Source organism: Labilibaculum sp. DW002, assembly GCF_029029525.1.
GTDB classification, from domain to species: domain Bacteria; phylum Bacteroidota; class Bacteroidia; order Bacteroidales; family Marinifilaceae; genus Paralabilibaculum; species Paralabilibaculum antarcticum.
This window is the reverse complement of the sequence record NZ_JAKJSC010000001.1, coordinates 480,003-500,343: the sequence shown is the minus strand read 5'-3', so window position 1 is coordinate 500,343 and position 20,341 is coordinate 480,003. Positions and strand designations below refer to the sequence as shown.

The following is a 20,341-nucleotide window of genomic DNA, read 5'->3' as shown; positions in this document are numbered from 1 at the left end:
GAATGATCTATACATCAACTGTTTCGAGGCGAGGAACATCTCATCCTGATTGGAATGAAGATAATTTTTTTATCAATGAAATGGATAAGGTAATTGTCGGTGCTGTCTTTGATGGTTGCAGTTCTGGAAAGGATTCGTTCTTCGCCTCTAAACTTTTTGCAAATATCCTGAATAAAACGGTTGAAGAAGTGGACTTTAGGCTTGAAATTGAAACATTCCCGACACTAGTTCATCGGTTTTGTAAGAATCTAAATAAGGCTATAAAGGCGATAGGTTTAACTATTGATGAAAGCTTATCTACAGCTGTTTTGTTTATCTGCGAACTCGAAAGTAATGAGTTGTTGGTCAAGTTCTTTGGCGATGGATGTGCCTATTCAAATCAGGAGGATTTGCATTTTTTCAATAACGATGAAGAGAACAAACCCGACTATTTGGCTTATCAACTGACAGACATTCTAAAAAGTAAAACAGCCTTTGCAAACTATTATAAGCAAAAGCCGAGTTTTAGAACCATTACCAAGGACTTTTCAATTACTTCCGATGGAATTTTCACTTTTAAGGAAAGCATCGGGAGCGAAGCGAAATTTGATTACACGAATTATCTGGTAAAAGATGATTTTCTGTATCAAAATCCTGCATCCCTTAAACGCAAATTAAATATCATCAAAAAAAAGGGATATGAACATTACGATGACCTAACGATAGTACGAATTATAATAGAATGAAGCCATGTCGAAAGTTAAACTATACAACAGCAAAGGCAGCTATCTTTTTGCAGCCGATCCGTCTAAAGAGATCGATCGTGGTGGAGAAGGATCTATTATTAATCACCCTAAAAATAGCGATCAAGTTCTAAAACTTTACCATTTAGGCATTAAACCCAGCTTAAGCATTGAATCTTGGAACTACCTGAAGCAACTTGGCAGCAGATTTATTAAACCCAACGAGCTTTTATTCGATAAGCGTGGAGACTTAGTGGGCTTTAGTATGGATTTGCTTGATAAAAGTTTCTTTCGAATCTCGCAGATATACACCAAGTCGCAATGCACCAAACTTGGAATAAGCGACACCGTTAAAAACAAGATATCAAAAGAGCTCATCTCAGTTGTAAAAGAGGCGCATGCGAAGCAGATTGTCTTAGGGGATTTTAATCCCTACAACATTTTTATTAATAAGCTTGGCGACATCCAAATTATTGACGTTGATAGCTTTGAGACTCCTGCCCAAGAGCACTCTGGTCGTTTGTTAGATGAAGTAAGAGATCATTACTACTTGGGGCGAGTGAGCGAAATGAGCGATTACTATGCTGTTGCTGTAAACGTTTTTAGACTCTTCACCTACCTTCATCCTTACAAAGGAATTCACAAAAGCTGGAAAAGCTTGGAGGAGAGAGCCATCAAACAGATTTCTGTTTTGGGTGATGTAACAGATTTAATTATTCCTGCATTTTATGAGCCCATAAAGGATCACTATTTGGAAGATCAGTTCAAACAGATTTTTAACAGTAAGAATCGCTTTCTTATTCATATCGATCAGGTTAGCACCATTAAAAGAGTGCCACTTAGTAAACTGACGACTCGCGATAACTTACATGTGAAAATTCTGGCCAGCAATGTGGTAGGCTTCTATTTTAACGAATCGGCTGGTTATATAAAAACGGATGAATTTACAGACCTTTTTCTGTGTGACTATATAGGTAGCTTGAGTTTAACTGAGCGGGTGGCAAATAGTGAATATGACTTTTTATGGGTGGGTAATAAAAACATTCTAAAGGTGAAAGAGAATGTTATTACCCTACGAAAGGAGAAGATTCGCAACTTTGAGTTTCCAGAAAATTTCAAATTTGTTCAAATAGATCATCTTGTTGTTGGTGTTGATTGGGAGAATATATATTACTTCAATCCCGATAAGGTCGTGAATGAAAACATTGCCTGGAACAAAGTAAATTCCTGGGGACGTGGTTTCAAGTTCGACCCAAGTCCCATTCAGTTTACAGGAGGAGTGGCAAGAACTCATTTCAGAACTGGCGATACCATCAATTCTATAAAACTGCCACTTCATGCAAAAACATTGAATTTAAAAGGAAATATTGGCGTGATTTCTTATCTTGGCGGCGATAAAACGAAGTACAATTGGGCAATTATAAATGGCTTACACTTAGAAGTTGGCAAAGAAACAGATGAGATTTTATCCTTCGCAGTTAAGCAATCTGGTACTACAAATTACATTTTTGTACCCAAGGATGGCAAAATCGACATTCTTCGATCAAGTGATTTTGAAACAATCGACAGCATAAATTTTGAAGAGGCCACGTCACAATCGCAACTATTTATCACTAAATCGGGACTTCTTTTGCTCGAAAACCAAGTATTGTATCTTATCAACCGAAATTCATAATTAATATGACTCTCAACAAGAAACTAAAAATAGCGCTTGCTCAAATAGATATTATTGCCGGACGCCCTGATTTAAACACGAAGAAGATCATCTCAGCAATTGAGAATGCCAAAAAAGAAGGAGATGAACTCATTGTATTTTCCGAAATGGCTGTTCCTGGGTATTTATTGGGCGACGAGTGGGAGAGCAACTCCTACGTAAAAGATTGCTTTGCCTACAATGAAGATATAAAGTGTGCAACACAGGGCATTGTTGCCATCTGGGGAAATGTGGATATCGACAGCTCAAAAAGGAACGAGGATGGTCGAATTAGAAAGTACAATGCTGCTTTTGTAGCACAAAATGGAGAGTATGTGGGCAAATCACCCATTCACAAAACTCTTTTGCCAAAATACAGAGAGTTTGATGATGCACGCCATTTCTACTCCCTCCGAAAAGAGGCAGAAGAGAATGGTACTAAGACAGAGAAGCTTATTGAGCCTGTAGAAGTACAGATTAATGGAGAATGCAGAAAGCTCGGTGTTATTTTGTGTGAGGACATGTGGAGTGACGATTACTCCGTAAATCCCATAGAAATATTACTCAGTAAAAATGCTGAACTATTGGTGAACCTTTCCTGTTCTCCATGGACATGGCGTAAGAATAACAAACGCCACTCCGTTGTAAGAAGTAGAATAGAAAAGCATCCAGCTTATTTTATTTATGCGAACAACGTAGGCATCCAAAATAATGGCAAAAACATATTCCTATACGATGGGAATTCAAGCATTTACAATCCCGATGGTACACTGTTAAAAGTTGCCACTGATTATAAGGAAGAGATCATTAGAACTACTCTTTTTGATGAGGAAACAAGATCAATTCCTAATTTGAAAGTAAGCGATGCGCGCGATAGAGAAGAGCTTTATGCAGCATTGATTTATGGAATTAGACGCTTTTTCGAGAATCTGCCCAATAAAAAAGTGGTTTTGGGATTAAGTGGTGGTATCGACTCCGCATTAAGTGCCGCATTGCTCGCGCAAGCGCTGGGGCCTGAAAATGTTTACGCCATAAATATGCCCAGTCAATACAACTCGAAAACCACAAAAGATATCGCTCAAGGCTTGGCACAAAATCTAGGCATACACTATGCAAGCATATCCATACAGAACTCTTACGAAAACACTATAAAAGAGATTGAAGCCACTGAGTTTGTGCAACTCGATGGATCGAATACGAAAACAGAGCTGATTTTTTCAGCACTCAACCGCGAAAATATTCAATCGCGCGATAGAGGTTCCCGCATTTTGGCAGGTGTTGCATCCATACTAAATGCTGTTTTTGTGAACAACGGTAACAAAACAGAAACGGCTCTTGGTTATGCCACCCTTTACGGCGATGTGAATGGTGCTTTGGCTCCAATTGCCGATCTTTACAAGCAGGAAGTCTACGAATTAGCAAGATTCATAAACAGGAAGAAAGAGCTGATTCCGAAGGCAATTTTTATGATTCCAGCTTCGGCTGAATTAAGTGAAAATCATAATGTTGATGAAGGAAAAGGCGATCCAATTCTTTACCCTTATCACGATAAATTGGTGCGGGCATTTGTCGAATTCCGACTCGACCCAGAAGATATTTTGCGATACTATAAAAATGGCGAATTGAGTCAGATTTGTAAATGCGAGAAAGATCTTATCGATAGCTATTTCCCAACTGCAGCTTGTTTTATTGCTGATTTAGAGCACAAATGGCGAATTTATAAAATCAACTATTTCAAGCGAATACAGGCGCCTCCAATTATTGCTGTTAGTAAAAGAGCTTTTGGTTTTGATTTGCGCGAATCGCAAAACGGCTTCCATTTCACCCGAGAGTATCTGAAATTGAAAGAGGAAATACTTGGTCAATAATTATATGTAAGCCCAGAATATATTAGATGAATAAGAGCTATAAATCACACACAAAGTCGCGCACCGAGAAACACGCCAGCTATCCATCCCGATACTTTGTGCCCGATGATAAGATTATATGGGATATTCCCTTTGATGCCTATCAACCAACTGAGTTTACTGCTCCTGTGGTGTTGGATCGGAATACGACTTGGGCCGATCCACATGATATTACGGCTCTTACGCGGGTTTTCGAAAGCTTCGAAGGTGATGTGAAATTCAATGCGATAGGCGTGCCACTTAACCCGATAGGTAGAACCGGATTAAAAGGTCGTGGTGTTTTGGGCAAATGGGGTGCTAATTTTGCCGTTGATGGTATTGTAACCACACTAAACCCATACTCAAATCTGCTTGAAGTCCTCACTATAACTCGATGTGATACAGGCGAAACGGCTTTGCCAGGTGGAATGGTTGATGCGGGAGAAACGGCCATGGGAACTAGAAATCGAGAACTAGAAGAGGAAGTGTCTGTTAAGTCTACTGATTTGGCCAATCATCTTTACGAAGAAACGCTTGCCAGCGGATATGTTGACGATCCCAGAAACACGGACAATGCATGGATGGAAACGACAGTTATACATACGCATTTGGCTTATGAGAATGCTTCAGAAATGCAGGTTTGTGCAGGAGATGATGCTTCCGATTTTAAATGGCTTCCCATTACAACGGAGTCACTTTCTTCCTTTTATGCCAATCACGGATTGTCTCTTTTACTGGCTGTTAAAGAGATGCTTCAATCCAAGTCATCGCCAATTGATAAGACCATAACAGCAGAATTAAAACAAAAATTGAATATCTAAATTCACTCTATAATATGTCCAATTCCTATAAAACTCAAGATCGTGGCTCAGCTAGTGATTATCAAAAATACATGGCTTCCATGGACAAGGTGATCACTGAAAAAGTGGCATCGGCAAGTCTGTTTTTCGATCCATCACCAGGCAATACTATTGTTGATATAGGAATGGCTTCGGGTGCGAGTTCCAATATTATTGCCAATCTATTTCCGCATACTAATGTTATTGGAATAGATATTAATCCAACCATGGTTGAGTTGGCTCAAAATAACTATTCTCGTAAAAATCTTGAGTTTCGTGCAGATGATGGTGAAACACTTCAAAGTTTTAAAGAGAACAGCGTAAATGGCTTTTTTAACTGCTCATCGATTCATCACATTACCTCCTTTAATCAATACAACCCCAATAGAGCATTTAATACCATTAAACGAGAGGCAGAACTTCTAAAACCAGGTGGTGTTATAGTCATTCGAGATTTTGTGAAAGCGCCCCAAATGGAAGTGATTCTTGAAGTGAGTTCCATTGCCACAGCTACCGATCCAAGTAATGCCGATTTGCTGATTCAATTTTCTAAAACAGCACGTTCTTTAGCTCCTAAAGAGGAGCAGGGATTTCCAATAAAAGAGGTAGAATCAAAATCGGAAAATACCCGATGCTTTCAACTGTATTATGCCGATGCAGTTGAATTTGTTCGAAGGAAAGATTACTATGAGAATTGGAATGTGGAGTTGCAGGAAGAGTATGGCTATTTTACACAAAAAGAGTTTGAAGAGATCTTTACCAGTCTCGGACTTCGAATCATCGTTTCGAATCCAATTTTTAACCCCTGGATTGTAGAGAATCGATATAAAGATCAATTCACGATCTACAACATGGATGGGGAAGATATTGGTTTTCCGCCCACAAATTATTTAATAGCTGCTGAGAAAATTGGCGATAGAGGAACTAATATTCATTTGGTAAGGCATCTGCCCGAACTAAAGCAAGCTTTTCTGGATTATTCAACCCACCAGAATACTAGCACCAAGCATCTTTACGATGTAGTGAAACGACCTCAAAGCGTTGTCGATATTATTCCTTATTACATTCACAATAACGAGGTAGAGATACTTGCAAAGCATGGCTATCCTCGTCCTTTGGTAAATGTGGAAACCGACAGTCCTATTATTGATCAAAAACGCTTTAGCGGATATATAACCGAAGGAATTACAGCTAGTAAGGATCTAAGCATACAAGATATTCTTTCCAAAAGAATCAACTTAGACAAGGCTGATATTGAAAATGAGATCCAATCGCTTGAATATTACCCATCGCCGGGAGGCATAGAGGAGAAAGTTGAATCATTCTTTGTAAAGCTCAATGAAAGAGCCAGCACCGATTTCCCGATTAACACCACGGCTAATGGTTTTTCCGATTTAGGATTGATTCGCAGATTCAATGCCATTCAACTCCTAAAAACGGCGCAAACGGGTGCTTTGGTAGAGGCTAGGCTAGAGCTTAATCTTTACAATTTGCTCAAAAGCCTAAATATTCCTTTTCCCCAATGGCTAGGTGGTAAAATTACTTATAGTGAATTTGAAGTGATACCAACACCACTTGCAGAATTACTGAAAGTCAAGACCAATTTCTTTGTGAAGTGCAGTGAATCGGCCAATTATCTCCAAAAAAGCAGAGCTAAATTTGGTGAAAAGTCCTCAAACGAAAGCAGCGATATCCTGGAATATGTTTCTCCGCAACATGTGAGCTTGAATACGCTCATCACTCTTCCCTTGGTAAAACAGGACGAGGAGTATTTCGTGGGATTGGAGGTTAGAAATTTACCAGTTCCTCAAATTCTTTCGGGCAACAGCACCATTCTAACAGCTCCAGCACAGCGATTGCCAAAACAAATTTCGTCTTTTAAAGCCTTAGAAAATCACATATTGAACACCAGCATTTTTGGTTCCCAAATCACCAAGTTTTCAAAATTGGGCGAAAAGTTCTTCCCAAGCGTGGGAGTTACTCCCGAGCAAGCATATCCTTATGTTGTTGAATTGACTCACAACAACGATACTCTAAAATGGGTGAAGTTGACTGAACTGTACAAGAATATAGAGCTGATAAGAGATGGGCACTTGCTTATTTCTATTTTCAGGTTAGTAAATGCATTAGGATTGAGATAGTTGTTATCTCTTCAACTCTGAAATTCAATTTTATTACATAAGATTTAGTAAAATAAACAAAGCCCTGCAATGAGGGCTTTTGTTTAATTAGACTTATTTCCCTTAACAATCTAGTCTATTTAAGATTAGACTTTCTGTATCGGCAAATAGGATACAAAAAGCTACCAATACATACCAAACCATTACAAAAGGGTGGAGTGTAAGATTCTTGTTTTTAGTGAATTATAGTGGACTGATGTATTTTGGTATAGAATGCTATGGTTAATTAATTATTTCCAACCATTAATAATGCTAAAGCTAAACAAAATTGAGTAATTACGTTATTTCAACAAGAATTTTATTTATATAATTTTAGCTTCTTCTTTTTATTTAAGATATATTTCATTTGGACATGATTGTTGCAAATCAGTTGTTTTAAAGTAGGTTATAATATGGTGGTGAATTGATACACCTTCCTTAATTCTTAAAATGTCACCCATATAATATCATTCTTATCCCCCTTTAAAAGACTAAATATTCTCTATTTTTAATGATATTTTTAGCAATTTGCAGAAACTAATTCTATCAAAACTTTAAGTTGAATTAGCTTATATAAATTATGGAAAAAAATATATGAATTTTTTTAAAAAAGAAATCTCTTGTTTTCTTGGACTTTTAATGTGTTTTGGATTATTGGCAAAATCTGAAATAGTTTATAGTAAAACTAAGAATAGTAAAAATCCACCAAATATTGTTTTTATTCTTGTTGATGATCTAGGATGGTCGGATCTTGCATGTTATGGGTCAGACTTTTATGAAACACCAAATTTGGATCTTTTGGCATCAGAGGGGATAAAGTTCACCAATGCTTATGCTTCTTGTCCGGTATGTTCACCAACTCGAGCAAGCATTCTTACCGGGAAATACCCTGCACGTCTAGATATAACAGATTGGATTCCTGGAAGACAGGCTACACATGCGGCCACTTCAGGACAAAAACTCTTACCTCAGGATTTTAAAGAAGAGATGAGTCTTGAAGAATACACCGTTGCGGAAGCTCTAAAAGATAATAACTACAAAACTTTTTTTGCGGGTAAATGGCATTTGGGTGAGGGGTCGACTTATTGGCCGGAATATCAGGGGTTTGATATAAATAAAGGAGGTTGGAAGGTTGGATCACCTAAAGGAGGTTATTTTAGTCCGTATTTGAATCCACGATTACAAGATGGACCAGAAGGAGAGTATTTAACTGATCGATTAACGGATGAATCCATAAATTTTCTTAAAGACAATAAAAAGAACCCTTTTTTCCTTTATTTGTCTTATTATACGGTTCACAATCCTTTGAATGCAAAACCAAAAGTAATCGAGAAATACAGAAAGAAAGCAAAGCAATTAGGGATAAATAAGGAAGATCGGTTTGTAGATCGTTCTGAGTTGAAAAATGTATTTGGTAAAGGTAGATTTAGGGAGAGATTGGTTCAAGATCATGCTGTCTATGCTGCTATGGTAGAGAGCATGGATGAAAATATTGGCAGGTTATTACAACAAATTAAAGCATTGAATTTGGATGACAATACCCTAATCATTTTTACCTCGGATAATGGAGGTCTATCAACCTCGGAAGGTTCACCAACTTCAAACTTACCCTTACGGGGAGGAAAAGGATGGTTGTATGAGGGAGGAATACGTGAACCTTTAATTGTTAAATGGAATGGAATTACGAAAAGAGGAAGTGTTTGTGAAACAGCCGTTACTAGTGCCGATTTCTATCCGACAATACTTGATGTGGTAGGTTTACAAGCCTTGCCTCAACAGCATCCAGATGGAATAAGTTTAGTTCCTTTATTGCAAGATCAGGATAGTTTAATACGAGATGCTATTTATTGGCATTATCCCCATTATAGTAATCAAGGAGGCAGACCAGGTGGCGCTATTCGCAGCGGAAAATATAAACTTATTGAGTTTTATGAAGACATGCACGTTGAGTTGTATGATTTGCAGGACGACATGGAAGAACGAGTTAACTTAGCTAATAAATATCCGAAAATTGTGCTCGACTTAAAAAGTAAGTTGCATCGATGGCGAGAGGAAATTCATGCTAAAATGCCAATGCTAAATCCAGAATATCAACCATAGATATATTTCAATTCATTATGAAATATGTCTTTCAGACAAAGATTATGTAAAAAGAGGCTTGTTTTTGGCAGTGGCTAAAAAACAAGTCTTCTTTTGTAAAAAGGGCTAATCGTTCTTCGAATTGAGCTAAATGAATAATACAAAATGTCCTATTAAGAAGGAGTAAACGGAGATCTGATTTGGTTGAAAGTAATTAAAAGTATTAATTTGAGTTATACAAAGCTTTGTATTCGCATTGATGGAGAATACAGATAATAATATAAAAGAACACTATGAGAGCATATCTTTTGACATTGTTTCTATTTCTTTCAACTCAGCTGTGCGCTGAGAATGAGGTTGTGAGTTATTTTACCGTGGAGGATGGTTTGACACAGAATGAAATTACCGGAATTGTCTATGATTCCAAAGGATTTGTATGGTTTGCAACACGGGGGGGGTTAAATCGTTACGATGGTTATGAGTTCGTGAAGTTTAAACCCAAATCAGGCGATACCAATAGTCTTTCCAATCCTTCAATTGAATGTCTGTATGAGGATAGTCATGGTCGTTTTTGGATTGGAACAAAGTCTGGTGGAGTTAATCTCTATGACCCAAGAACAGGTTTATTCAAGCATTTTCGAAAAGACAGTGATTCCATACATAGTATTGGGGATAATCGGATTATATCCATTCATGAACAAAAAAATGGAAATATGTGGTTTGGTGGTTGGTCTGGAGGTCTAAGTATTTGGAATAAAGAAAAGGATACTTTTGAATATTATCTTCAAAACCAGAAGGTATCGGTGATTAAAGAAGATGCAATTGGGAATCTTTGGATTGGAACAAATAATGGGATTTACGCTTATGATTCGCACAATAAAACCTTTACGCGATCAAATCTAAAAGGAGCCAGTAAATATGGTGTGAATGACCTGGTGATTGATTCAAAAAGAAATACCCTTTGGATTACATCTTGGAATAAAGGTTTAACAGGATTTAATCTTGAAACGGGAGAATCCGTCAACTATTTGCCGAAAAGTTCTTCTGAACTGAATAGAAAGTTTAATAGTAATTCATATTCCATTCTTTTAGATTCAAAAGGGAAGATATATATGGGAACTTGGGGCGGTGGATTGTATCGTTTTAATCCTGAAAAAGAACACTTTTCAAAAGTTCAGATAAAACCCAGAAATCTGGGTGAATTGAATACCGATTACGATATCATATTAAAAATTATTGAAGATAAAAGTGGTGCCATTTGGGTTGGCACTGATGGTGGTGGTGTATGCCGAATCGGAAATCAATTGCCTTTTCAGGGGATTGCTGTCAATGATGATAATCAGACTGGAATAAAGAACTTTCATGTACTGACAATAATCGAAGATGAAGATGCAAATGTTTGGATCGGCACAAAAGGAGGTGGGTTGTATTATTCAAAAGATCGCCTGCATTTTATAGAGGTTGATAATTTGAGCGCTGATACCAATGGACCCGACTTTAAGGTCGTGAAATGCATTTATGAATCTTCGGATGGTACCAAGTGGGTAGGAACTAATTATGGTTTACATCAATTGGTTTTTCAAAATGGGAAATACTATTTAAAGAATAAAATTACTACAGAGAAGGAAGAAATTAGAAAAATTTTATCGCTGTTCGAAAAGGAGGGTATTTTATTTGTTGGAACGCAACAGAATGGCCTTTGGTTAGGGAAGCAAATCGATAATCCGGATGAAAATTGGAAGCAATATGTCCCAGGAAATGATTCGATTCTTCAAAACGAGAGAATTTCATTTATTCGGGCTGATAATCAGAATAGAATATGGGTTGGTTCCTATAAGGGGCTTTATTTCTTTGATGATAAGATGGAAACGTTTGCATCTTTGAGGTTTGTAAAAAATCAAAAACTGACCAGTGATATTATTTTATCTTGGTGTCAGCTAAACGACAGCACCTTTTTTATTGGAACTCCGAGTGGATTGAATTTGTTGACAGAAGCAGAATCTGGAACTTTTCAAATTGAACATTTTCACCAGGAAGATGGCCTGCCAGATGATTACATACATGCACTGGTAAGCGATGATGAGAATAAGTTGTGGATAAGTACCAATTGTGGAGTTGCACGTTTTGACCCAAAGAACAGAAGCTTCAAGAATTACGATGAAAGCGACGGTTTGCAAGGACGAAGTTTTTCAGAAGATTGTGCATTTAAAAATTCAGTAGGGGAAATCTATTTCGGAGGGGCGAGTGGTTTTAACTATTTTCAACCTAATAAAATTCAGGATAATCAAAACCTACCCGAGCCGGCTATCATTAGTCTGAGTATGCACAATAAGAAGGTAGCTCCAGGAGAAGAACTGCATGGGCGGGTGATTCTTGATGAGGATATCAGTTACACTCAAAAATTAGTATTAACGCATCGCGAGAGGGAGTTCAGTCTTATTTTTTCGGCTTTGGGCTATGATGCGCCTGAACGAAACAATTATGCCTATCGCTTGTTAAATTATGATGACCGCTGGAATTATTCTAGTACTAATAGAATGGTAACTTATAATCAATTGCGTGCTGGTAAATATGTTTTTGAGATGAAGTCTTCCAACAATCACAATAATTGGAATGAAGAGCCTGTGCGTCTTCAGATAATAGTTATTCCTGCCCCCTGGAAATCGTGGTGGGCTATTATGATTTATATTTTAATTGCATTAGGATTAGTTGCTTTGATTCGGTGGGTGGCAGTTCGGCAAAGTAGAATGGCCCACACTATTGAATTAGAGAGAGTAAAGGGTGATCAGGCTCAAGAAATAAATGAAATGAAACTACAATTTTTCACCAATATATCACATGAATTTAGAACACCTTTGACGCTTATTGTAGCGCCTGTTCAAGAATTATTGTCAGTCGAAAATATTTCGTCTGCAGGAAAGAAAAAGCTACAGATAATTGAGCAGAATTCTAAACGTTTACTTCGCTTGGTTGGTCAGTTGCTTGATTTTAGAAAAGCTGAGACTGGCAAAATGAAAATGTGTGCGTCCAAATTGGATTTGATTAGGTTTATGAAACAGGAAGTTAATGCCTTTAGAGGATTGGCTGAGAGCAATCAAATAAAACTTTCTTTCCATTCAGAAGCCAGTCAAATGATGTTGTGGTTTGATGCTGAAAAATTGGGCATCGTGATGAATAATTTGCTATCCAATGCATTTAAGTATGTTCCTAAATATGGAGAAATATCGGTAATGCTAATTAAGCAAGAAAAAACTGCTAGAATTGAAGTAAGGGATAATGGTAAAGGAATTTCGCAATCTGAGCTCAAACGTATTTTCGACAGATTTTATCAGGTTGACAGCACGTTGAATCGAGCAACAGGGGGTTCAGGAATTGGCTTGGCACTCACCAAACGGATTGTAGAACTTCATAAGGGAACTATTTCTGTTGCGAGTACTCGGGATGTTGAAACTGTATTTGCTATTGATCTCTTGCTGGGGAGAGAGCATTTTTCTAAAGATCAAATTATTACTGATTTTGTGTGTGAAGAGTCACGTAAAGATTTTATTAAATTGAACGAGGATACAGTAGGAGTAAAGGAGCATGTCAAAAAAACGAAAGGTGATAAAAAGACTATACTAGTTGTTGAAGATCAGGAAGAAATTAATAATTATATTGCAAGTCTTCTTCAGGATGATTACGATGTAATACAGAAATTTGATGGGATAGAAGGCTACGCAAATAGTATGCAAAGCTTACCGGATTTAATTATTTCTGATGTGATGATGCCGGGTATGGATGGATTCGAATTGTGCGAGAAAGTAAAAAAACAAGAACGAACAGCTCACATTCCGGTAATTCTTTTAACAGCTAAAACAGCAGATCAGTTTAAAATAAAGGGAATTACAACTGGTGCTGATGCCTATATTACGAAGCCGTTTAACACCGAAGAATTATTGGTTCAGATACATACATTGCTACAAAGTAGGAAAATACTAAGAGATTCTTTTAGCAAAAAGGTGAAATTGGAACCGACTAATGTTGAAATTTCTTCCTATGAAGAGGAGTTCCTGAATAAGGCAGTAAAAATTGTAGAAGAACGTATGCACGATCATAATTTTAGTGCGGAAGTATTCGCATCTTCTCTAAATATGAGTACTTCGACTCTATATCGTAAATTAAAAGAATTGACTACAATGTCAACTAATATTTTTATCCGATCGATTCGATTGAAAAGAGCGGCTCAGTTATTAGCTGATCCACATAAATCGATTGCGGAGATTTCTGTTCAAGTTGGTATTTCTGACTTAAAATATTTTCGCAAATGTTTTCGGGATATGTTCGGGAGTTCTCCGTCGGAATATAGGCAAAGCTTTGAAAACTAGCAATTAAGTTGTGTGGCGTGAAGGATTAAACCTTCCATTATGCAACAAATACCCCTGCAATAAATGCTTGATTTACCCCTTTTTATTGCCCTAATAAATTCTAAAACTGGATTGATTTCGGCCAACTTGCCAATAGAAATTATTTGTAAGAGAAATGAGTAAATCAAATTTTTTGAAAGGGCAGAAAAGCGAATCAAGGAGTCTTAAAGTGCTAAACTTTGTGGCTATTGTCCTACTTGTCGCAATTCTGTGTGTAATATTTATTGCTATTTTAATCTAATTACTAGTTATGAAAAGAATTATGCAAAAACTTAGTCTTCTTATCGTGATGCTGTTATTAATTGTTGGGGCAGCGAACGCGCAACAATTAACAGTAAGCGGTAAGGTTACGGATCATTCCGGTTTGAGTATCCCCGGAGTAAACATTGTGGTCAAAGGAACCACCAATGGTACGGTTACCGATATAGACGGTAATTATTCTATTAAAGCAGAAAACAAGGATGTTTTGGTATTTAGCTTCATCGGTTTTACCAATCAGGAATTTATTGTAGGAATTAATCCTATTATAGATGCAGTGATGCTTGAAGAATCAATTGGAATGAATGAAGTGGTTGTTGTTGGATATGGCACTCAAAAGAAAGCCAATCTAACAGGTGCTGTTTCGTCTGTTGATTTTGGCAATCTTGAAACTCGACCGGCAGCTAACACTGCATCATTATTGCAAGGGCAAATGAGTGGTGTGACTGTGAGTAATTTCAGTAATCAACCTGGAGAAGATAATCCACAGATTCGTATTCGTGGTATTGGTACTTTGAATGCAGGGCAGGAACCATTGGTAATCGTTGATGGTGTTGAATCTTCATTAAGTCAAATACCGGCTGCTGATATTGAAAGTCTCTCTGTTTTAAAGGATGCGGCTTCAGCTGCGATCTATGGAGTTCGTGCTGCAAATGGTGTGATTGTAGTTACCACCAAACAAGGAAAAAGTGGAAAACCAAAAGTTAGCCTACGTCAGTCTTTTGCATGGCAACAAGCTCTTGTAGAGCCAAATTTTGTTGATTCATGGGATTATGCAAGCATTCAGAATCTGGATTTAACAGAACAAGGACAGGATGCACTTTATACTGATGAGCAAATTCAGATGATGAGAGATGGGACAGATCCTGATCGTTGGGCCAATACAAATTGGTTTGATGAAATGTACAGAACAGCACCAATGAATACAACTTATTTATCGGTAAGTGGTTCAAAGGAAAATGTTCGTTACATGTTTTCAGGAGAATATCTTAATCAGGATGGTACCATGATTAAGACGGGTCAGAAGAGATATAATTTCAGATCAAACATTAGTGTTGACCTTTCAGATCGTGTAACAATTGGATTGAATCTTTCTGGAAATAAAAGGGATGTTAAGGAAACTTTGAACAATGCAAGTTCATCTAATGGGGATCAGGATATCAACTACATTATTCGTCGTTTTGCAAACCCAACTATTCCGGTTAAATATTCCAATGGAAACTGGGGACAGGTTAATGGACTTTACTATTTACCAGGTAGTACGGTTGGAGGCATAAAAAATCCAGTTGAATTAGCTAATAGAGGTGAAAATATAACAGAGAAATACAATTTTACAGGAAAGATTTTTGCTGATGTGGAGATTTTGAAAAACTTACATTTTAAGCCAAATTTTTCATATGTGTATAATTCATCCTTGCTTTCGAAATTTACGCCAACCTACGAAACCTATGATGTCGAAGGAAATGTAATTAATGAAAATGTGCATAATAAGCTTATTAACAACAATCAGACTACAAAAAGATATCAGATTGAGAACCTGTTAACTTATAATGTAACGCTTAATGAAAATCATAAAATTGGAGTATTAGCAGGACAATCTTCAAGATTGTTTAGACTTGACTTTTTTGAGGCATCAGTAGAAGATTTTCCGAATAATAACATTCATGAGCTGAATGGTGGAATCAATAACAAAGATGTAAGTGGATCTGCCAGAGAGTTGGCTTTGAACTCTTTCTTCGGAAGGGTTAATTACAACTTTGCAGATAAATACCTTATTGAAGCGAATTACCGTTACGATGGAACCTCTCGCATGAGTTCAGACAATCGCTGGGGTGGATTCCCATCTGTTTCTGCAGGTTGGGTTGCAAGTAATGAGAATTTTTTATCTGATTTTGGGCCGCTTTCTTTCTTAAAAGTAAGAGGAAGTTGGGGACAATTGGGTAATGAAAATATTGGAGGCAGTAATTTTTATCCTTATGCACAAACAATTGGAACAGGACAAAATTACTTATGGGGTAATAACATCGCTCCTGGTGTTGCTGTTACAAGTTTGGCGAATTCGAATCTTACATGGGAAACAACAACAATTACTGATATTGGAGTAGATATAAATTTGTTCAAAAACAAAATTCAAATTGTTGCCGATTGGTTTGATAAAACAAGTTCAGATATTCTAGTTCGTTTGCCTATTCCAACTACTCTTGGGAATGTATCCGCTCCTTTCCAAAATGTTGGAGAAGTGAAAAACACAGGTTGGGAAATTGACGTGAAAATGAATGAAACATTTGGAGACTTCAACGTATTTGGTGGTTTCAACCTAACCCACGTAAAGAATGAAGTGACAAATTATGGTGGATTGGAATCCATTAGCAACAACGCGATCACCAAAGAAGGAGAAGCAATTTCATCCTATTATGCATTTATTGCAGATGGATACTATCAGTCGCAAGAAGAGTTGGATAATGCGCCTACGCAATTTGGGAAACCATTACGTCTTGGGGATGTAAAATATCGTGATATTAGTGGTCCTGATGGAACTCCTGATGGTAAAATTTCTGCTGATTATGATCGTACTATTATCGGTAACAAATTTCCTAAATTACAATACTCGTTCAATCTGGGTGCAAGCTATAAAGGATTTGACGTATACGCATTCTTCCAGGGAATTTCAGGAATAGACCGTTACTATTGGTACAATACCGAAACCAGTGGAACACTTACGGATGTAGCTTTGGATTATTGGACAGAAGAGAATCGTAACGCTCCAACTCCTAGATGGGGTAACCTTGCGAACAACACAAAATATTCTACATTTTGGTTGAAAGATGCTTCTTATTTGCGTTTGAAAAACCTTGAAGTTGGTTATACAATACCATCAGAGCTAACGAAGAAAATGCATATTGAGAATGCACGCATCTATTTTTCAGGTGTAAATTTATGGACAAAAACGGATGTGGATGATTATGATCCAGAGAAACTTACCGGTGATGATCGCAACAGGGATTATCCGCAATCCAAAGTTTATTCTCTTGGTTTAAATGTCACTTTCTAATCAAAAAAATGCAAATATTATGAACAGAATATATTCAATATTATTTTTAGTAACGATTTTTTTGGCTGGATGCTCGGATGAGTACCTTGATCGAAATTCGTTAACCGCATTGGCGGATGAAAATTTTTGGACTACTGAGGCGGATGCAGAAATGGCATTGGCTGGATGCTACTCAAATTTACAGAGTGCAAATATTTATGATTCGGATCCTTGGGCAGGAGGTACTGTCCGTTGGGATTATATGACAGACGACGGTTGGGTACGTTGGGGCTGGATGCAAGGAGGAGCAATGTCTCGAGGTGAGCATTCTACTACAGATGATTTGGTGAAGTATTTTTGGCAGAATTGTTACAAGTCAATTGTTAGATGCAATCGTGTAATTGAAACAGTACCTACTTTAGGTGTTGAGGTTATTTCTGAAACAAATTCCAAACAGATTATTGCAGAGGCAAAATTTTTAAGAGCCTTGGTTTATAACCTAATGAGCATGACCTTTGAAAATGCACCATTAATTACTAAACTTCAATCTGTTGAAGAGGCGGAAACTCCTGTTTCACAAAAATCTGAAATTGTTAATTTTATATTAACGGATTTGGAATCATGTGTTGAGGATCTGGCAATGCCAGGGGATACTGAATGGGGAAGAGCAACCAAAGGAGCTGGTTATGCACTCCTTGCTAGAATCAATTTGTATAATGAGAATTGGACGGAAGCTGCAAGCTGGTCTCAGAAAGTAATTGATTTGGGTTATTCTTTATATCCTAATTTTCAGGATCTTTTTCAAAATGCTAATGAAATTAACGACGAAGTGATTTTCCCTGTTCGTTTTATGAGAGGTCCTGATGAGGACGGCGCTAATTTTGCGGGTTACTGGGGTACAGCTTTAAAAAATTACGAGGAAGTATTGCCTAATCTTGCAAATGAGTATTACTGTACCGACGGTAAGATGATTATCGAGTCTGATTTGTTTAATTCAGCAGTGCCATCAAAGAATAGAGATCCACGTTTTGATGCCTCGATAGTAAGTAAGGGTTCGGTATGGAGAGGAGTTCCCTTTGATACTTACAAAAAAACCAGAACGGGTTATGCTCAGCGTAAATACATGGAAGAAGATAACAGTGAGAATCACTTTGATGCTGAAGAAGATTTCTATGTGTTTCGTTTGGGAGAGGTTCTTCTGATGAGAGCCGAAGCTCTTGCTGAAAGCGGAGCATCAGCTACTGAGGTATTTGCTTTGATCAATCAGTTACGCGATCGTGAAAGTGTGCAAATGCCACATGTTGATCAAGCTGAAGTAGATAATCACTTTGGTGGAAGCTTAGTTGATATGGTGCGTCATGAACGCAGAATTGAAACAGCTTTTGAAGGACTTCGTTATATTGATTTAAAAAGATGGGGAATTCTTAAAGAGCGTGCCATTGATTATTATATGGCAAATGAAAGAGCTAATAATAGTAAGTTAAGCGATAGATACTGGTTAGGCCCCCAACAACTTATATGGCCAATTCCACAATCAGAAATAGATGTAAATTCTGAATTAGAACAACATTCAGTTTGGCTCTAACCACCTGTAAATAATATTAATTGGTGAATAATTTTGGAGGGTGCTTAAGCTCCCTCCGGAATTAGTATCAAAGCTTTTTTCTCATTCAGAGTTAATTAAAAAGTACACAAGCCAAGGTATTGTGTATATGGGAAAAATATTGCCGATTCTTTTTTATTGATTATTAAAAATTATGAAAAAGAATTAATGTTGAAACGATAACTGGGACAAGTTTTGGTTTTAAACAATACTATCCCATCAAAAAATCCAAAGTAAGATGATCACTAAAAATATAAAGTCCCCATTAAGGAAATATTTCTTTCTGTTTATCGCATTGGCATTATTTGCTTCATGTGATAGTGAGTCAGTTGAGGATGATATAATACCTGACGACGAAGAAACTCCTGTTCAAGAACCTGTAATCGAGAACAAAAAAGGATCATGTATGTCATATAACAACACAACATGGTCCACTCGTATCTCAAGGTTAAAAGCACATTGGCATTATTCATGGGGAAATGAATTGAAAGAACATGAACCAACGAATGTCGATTATGTGCCTATGTTTTGGGGGAAAAATGTTGAAGATGAAACCCTCGCTTATCTCAAACAATTGAAATCTGATGGTAAAATAAGGTATTTGCTTGGTTTTAATGAACCAGATAGTGAGAAACAAGCCAATATGACGGTTGATCAAGCCATCGATTTATGGACTAAATTAGAAACTGTTGGCGTACCTCTCGGTAGTCCTGCTGTAGTAGGTAATCCATCGGAAAGTGAGTGGCTAAAGGATTTTATGAGCAAAGCTGAAGCAAAAGAATTGCGCGTTGATTTTGTTTGTATGCATAGTTATGGTGGTCTTAATGTTGATGCTTTTTTAGCTAAAGTTAAAGAGGCCTACGATACGTATGGGAAACCAATCTGGATTACAGAATTTGCAGTTGGTGATTGGAATGCCACAAGTCCAGCTGAAAATAAATACACAGCGACTCAGGTTTTAAGTTTTATGAAGGAGGTACTTCCTCAACTTGATAGATTAAGCTATGTTCATCGTTATGCCTGGTATAATGCTAAACCAGAGGATGCACCTTTGACTTCATCAATTCTTTTCGATGAAAATGATCAATTAACTGCTCTTGGCGAGTATTATGCAAATTTTGACCCTAATGAAAATATTGGAGCTGGTTATGATGAGCCTATTGAAGTGATTGATGAAGATCCTAACAATATCATTGTGAATGGAACATTTGAAACAGGTGAGTTTGAACCATGGGCTGGTTTTAAATCGGCAACAGTAGGTGAAGCTACTACTGATACCCATACTGGTGGCTATTGCGGACGTATTGAAAATAATGATGGTTCAATTTATCAGATTATTTCTGTGGAAGCTGGTAAATCCTATGAAATTAGCTTCTATAGCAAGTGGGATGAAGCTACTGACCATTCATTTGCAATGAAAATTAAAGAAGAAGGTGGTGCAAAGGCTATTTTGCATTCACTAGATATTCCAAAAGATACTGAATGGGTGGAAAATAAAACAGAGTTTACATGTCCTGAAGGTATATCTAGTGTTCGTTTTTTGTTGTACAAAGGAAAAACTGATCCTGCAATGCCTCCTTTCTATGTAGATAATGTGTTGATAAAGGAAAAGGAATAAATAGGTAAGAATGATTAGGATCTGCTGATTCATAAATTAGTAGATCCTTA

The 20,341-nt window shown here is 37.2% G+C and carries 10 protein-coding genes; all 10 read left to right on the top strand.

Translation table 11 applies throughout. The features are described from left to right. Positions 1-2: 2 nt before the first annotated feature. Positions 3-725 (top strand): protein phosphatase 2C domain-containing protein, encoded by a 723-nt coding sequence (locus tag L3049_RS01950; RefSeq protein WP_275108093.1) that lies wholly within the window; start codon positions 3-5, stop codon positions 723-725. A 4-nt stretch (positions 726-729) separates the two neighbouring features. After that, positions 730-2,397 (top strand): hypothetical protein, encoded by a 1,668-nt coding sequence (locus L3049_RS01945; protein ID WP_275108092.1) that lies wholly within the window; start codon positions 730-732, stop codon positions 2,395-2,397. 5 nt (positions 2,398-2,402) lie between these two features. Further along, positions 2,403-4,283 carry an NAD(+) synthase gene (gene nadE / locus L3049_RS01940; RefSeq protein ID WP_275108091.1) on the top strand — a complete coding sequence of 627 codons (1,881 nt, stop codon included), beginning with the start codon at positions 2,403-2,405 and terminating at the stop codon, positions 4,281-4,283. 26 nt (positions 4,284-4,309) lie between these two features. Then, positions 4,310-5,122: an NUDIX domain-containing protein gene (locus L3049_RS01935; RefSeq protein WP_275108090.1), complete on the top strand. Its 813-nt coding sequence runs from the start codon at positions 4,310-4,312 to the stop codon at positions 5,120-5,122. 14 nt (positions 5,123-5,136) lie between these two features. After that, entirely contained in the window at positions 5,137-7,281 is a 2,145-nt protein-coding gene (locus L3049_RS01930; protein WP_275108089.1) for a class I SAM-dependent methyltransferase, read from the top strand. A 612-nt stretch (positions 7,282-7,893) separates the two neighbouring features. Further along, positions 7,894-9,399, top strand: a complete 1,506-nt coding sequence (locus L3049_RS01925; RefSeq protein ID WP_275108088.1) for a sulfatase — start codon at positions 7,894-7,896, stop codon at positions 9,397-9,399. A 272-nt stretch (positions 9,400-9,671) separates the two neighbouring features. After that, positions 9,672-13,742, top strand: coding sequence for a hybrid sensor histidine kinase/response regulator transcription factor (locus L3049_RS01920; RefSeq protein WP_275108087.1), 4,071 nt, complete (start codon positions 9,672-9,674; stop codon positions 13,740-13,742). Positions 13,743-14,031: 289 nt separating this feature from the next. Next, on the top strand, positions 14,032-17,091 hold the full coding sequence (locus L3049_RS01915; RefSeq protein WP_275108086.1) for a SusC/RagA family TonB-linked outer membrane protein: 3,060 nt from the start codon (positions 14,032-14,034) through the stop codon (positions 17,089-17,091). A 19-nt stretch (positions 17,092-17,110) separates the two neighbouring features. Then, entirely contained in the window at positions 17,111-18,655 is a 1,545-nt protein-coding gene (locus L3049_RS01910) for a RagB/SusD family nutrient uptake outer membrane protein (RefSeq protein ID WP_275108085.1), read from the top strand. 256 nt (positions 18,656-18,911) lie between these two features. Continuing rightward, positions 18,912-20,291 (top strand): glycosyl hydrolase, encoded by a 1,380-nt coding sequence (locus L3049_RS01905; RefSeq protein ID WP_275108084.1) that lies wholly within the window; start codon positions 18,912-18,914, stop codon positions 20,289-20,291. Positions 20,292-20,341 lie beyond the last annotated feature (50 nt).

Bases quoted from the DNA above. Each gene is read 5' to 3' on its own strand.
- L3049_RS01950 (WP_275108093.1), top strand. From the start codon at position 3: ATGATCTATACATCAACTGTTTCGAGGCGAGGAACATCTCATCCTGAT.
- L3049_RS01945 (WP_275108092.1), top strand. From the start codon at position 730: ATGTCGAAAGTTAAACTATACAACAGCAAAGGCAGCTATCTTTTTGCA.
- nadE (WP_275108091.1), top strand. From the start codon at position 2,403: ATGACTCTCAACAAGAAACTAAAAATAGCGCTTGCTCAAATAGATATT.
- L3049_RS01935 (WP_275108090.1), top strand. From the start codon at position 4,310: ATGAATAAGAGCTATAAATCACACACAAAGTCGCGCACCGAGAAACAC.
- L3049_RS01930 (WP_275108089.1), top strand. From the start codon at position 5,137: ATGTCCAATTCCTATAAAACTCAAGATCGTGGCTCAGCTAGTGATTAT.
- L3049_RS01925 (WP_275108088.1), top strand. From the start codon at position 7,894: ATGAATTTTTTTAAAAAAGAAATCTCTTGTTTTCTTGGACTTTTAATG.
- L3049_RS01920 (WP_275108087.1), top strand. From the start codon at position 9,672: ATGAGAGCATATCTTTTGACATTGTTTCTATTTCTTTCAACTCAGCTG.
- L3049_RS01915 (WP_275108086.1), top strand. From the start codon at position 14,032: ATGAAAAGAATTATGCAAAAACTTAGTCTTCTTATCGTGATGCTGTTA.
- L3049_RS01910 (WP_275108085.1), top strand. From the start codon at position 17,111: ATGAACAGAATATATTCAATATTATTTTTAGTAACGATTTTTTTGGCT.
- L3049_RS01905 (WP_275108084.1), top strand. From the start codon at position 18,912: ATGATCACTAAAAATATAAAGTCCCCATTAAGGAAATATTTCTTTCTG.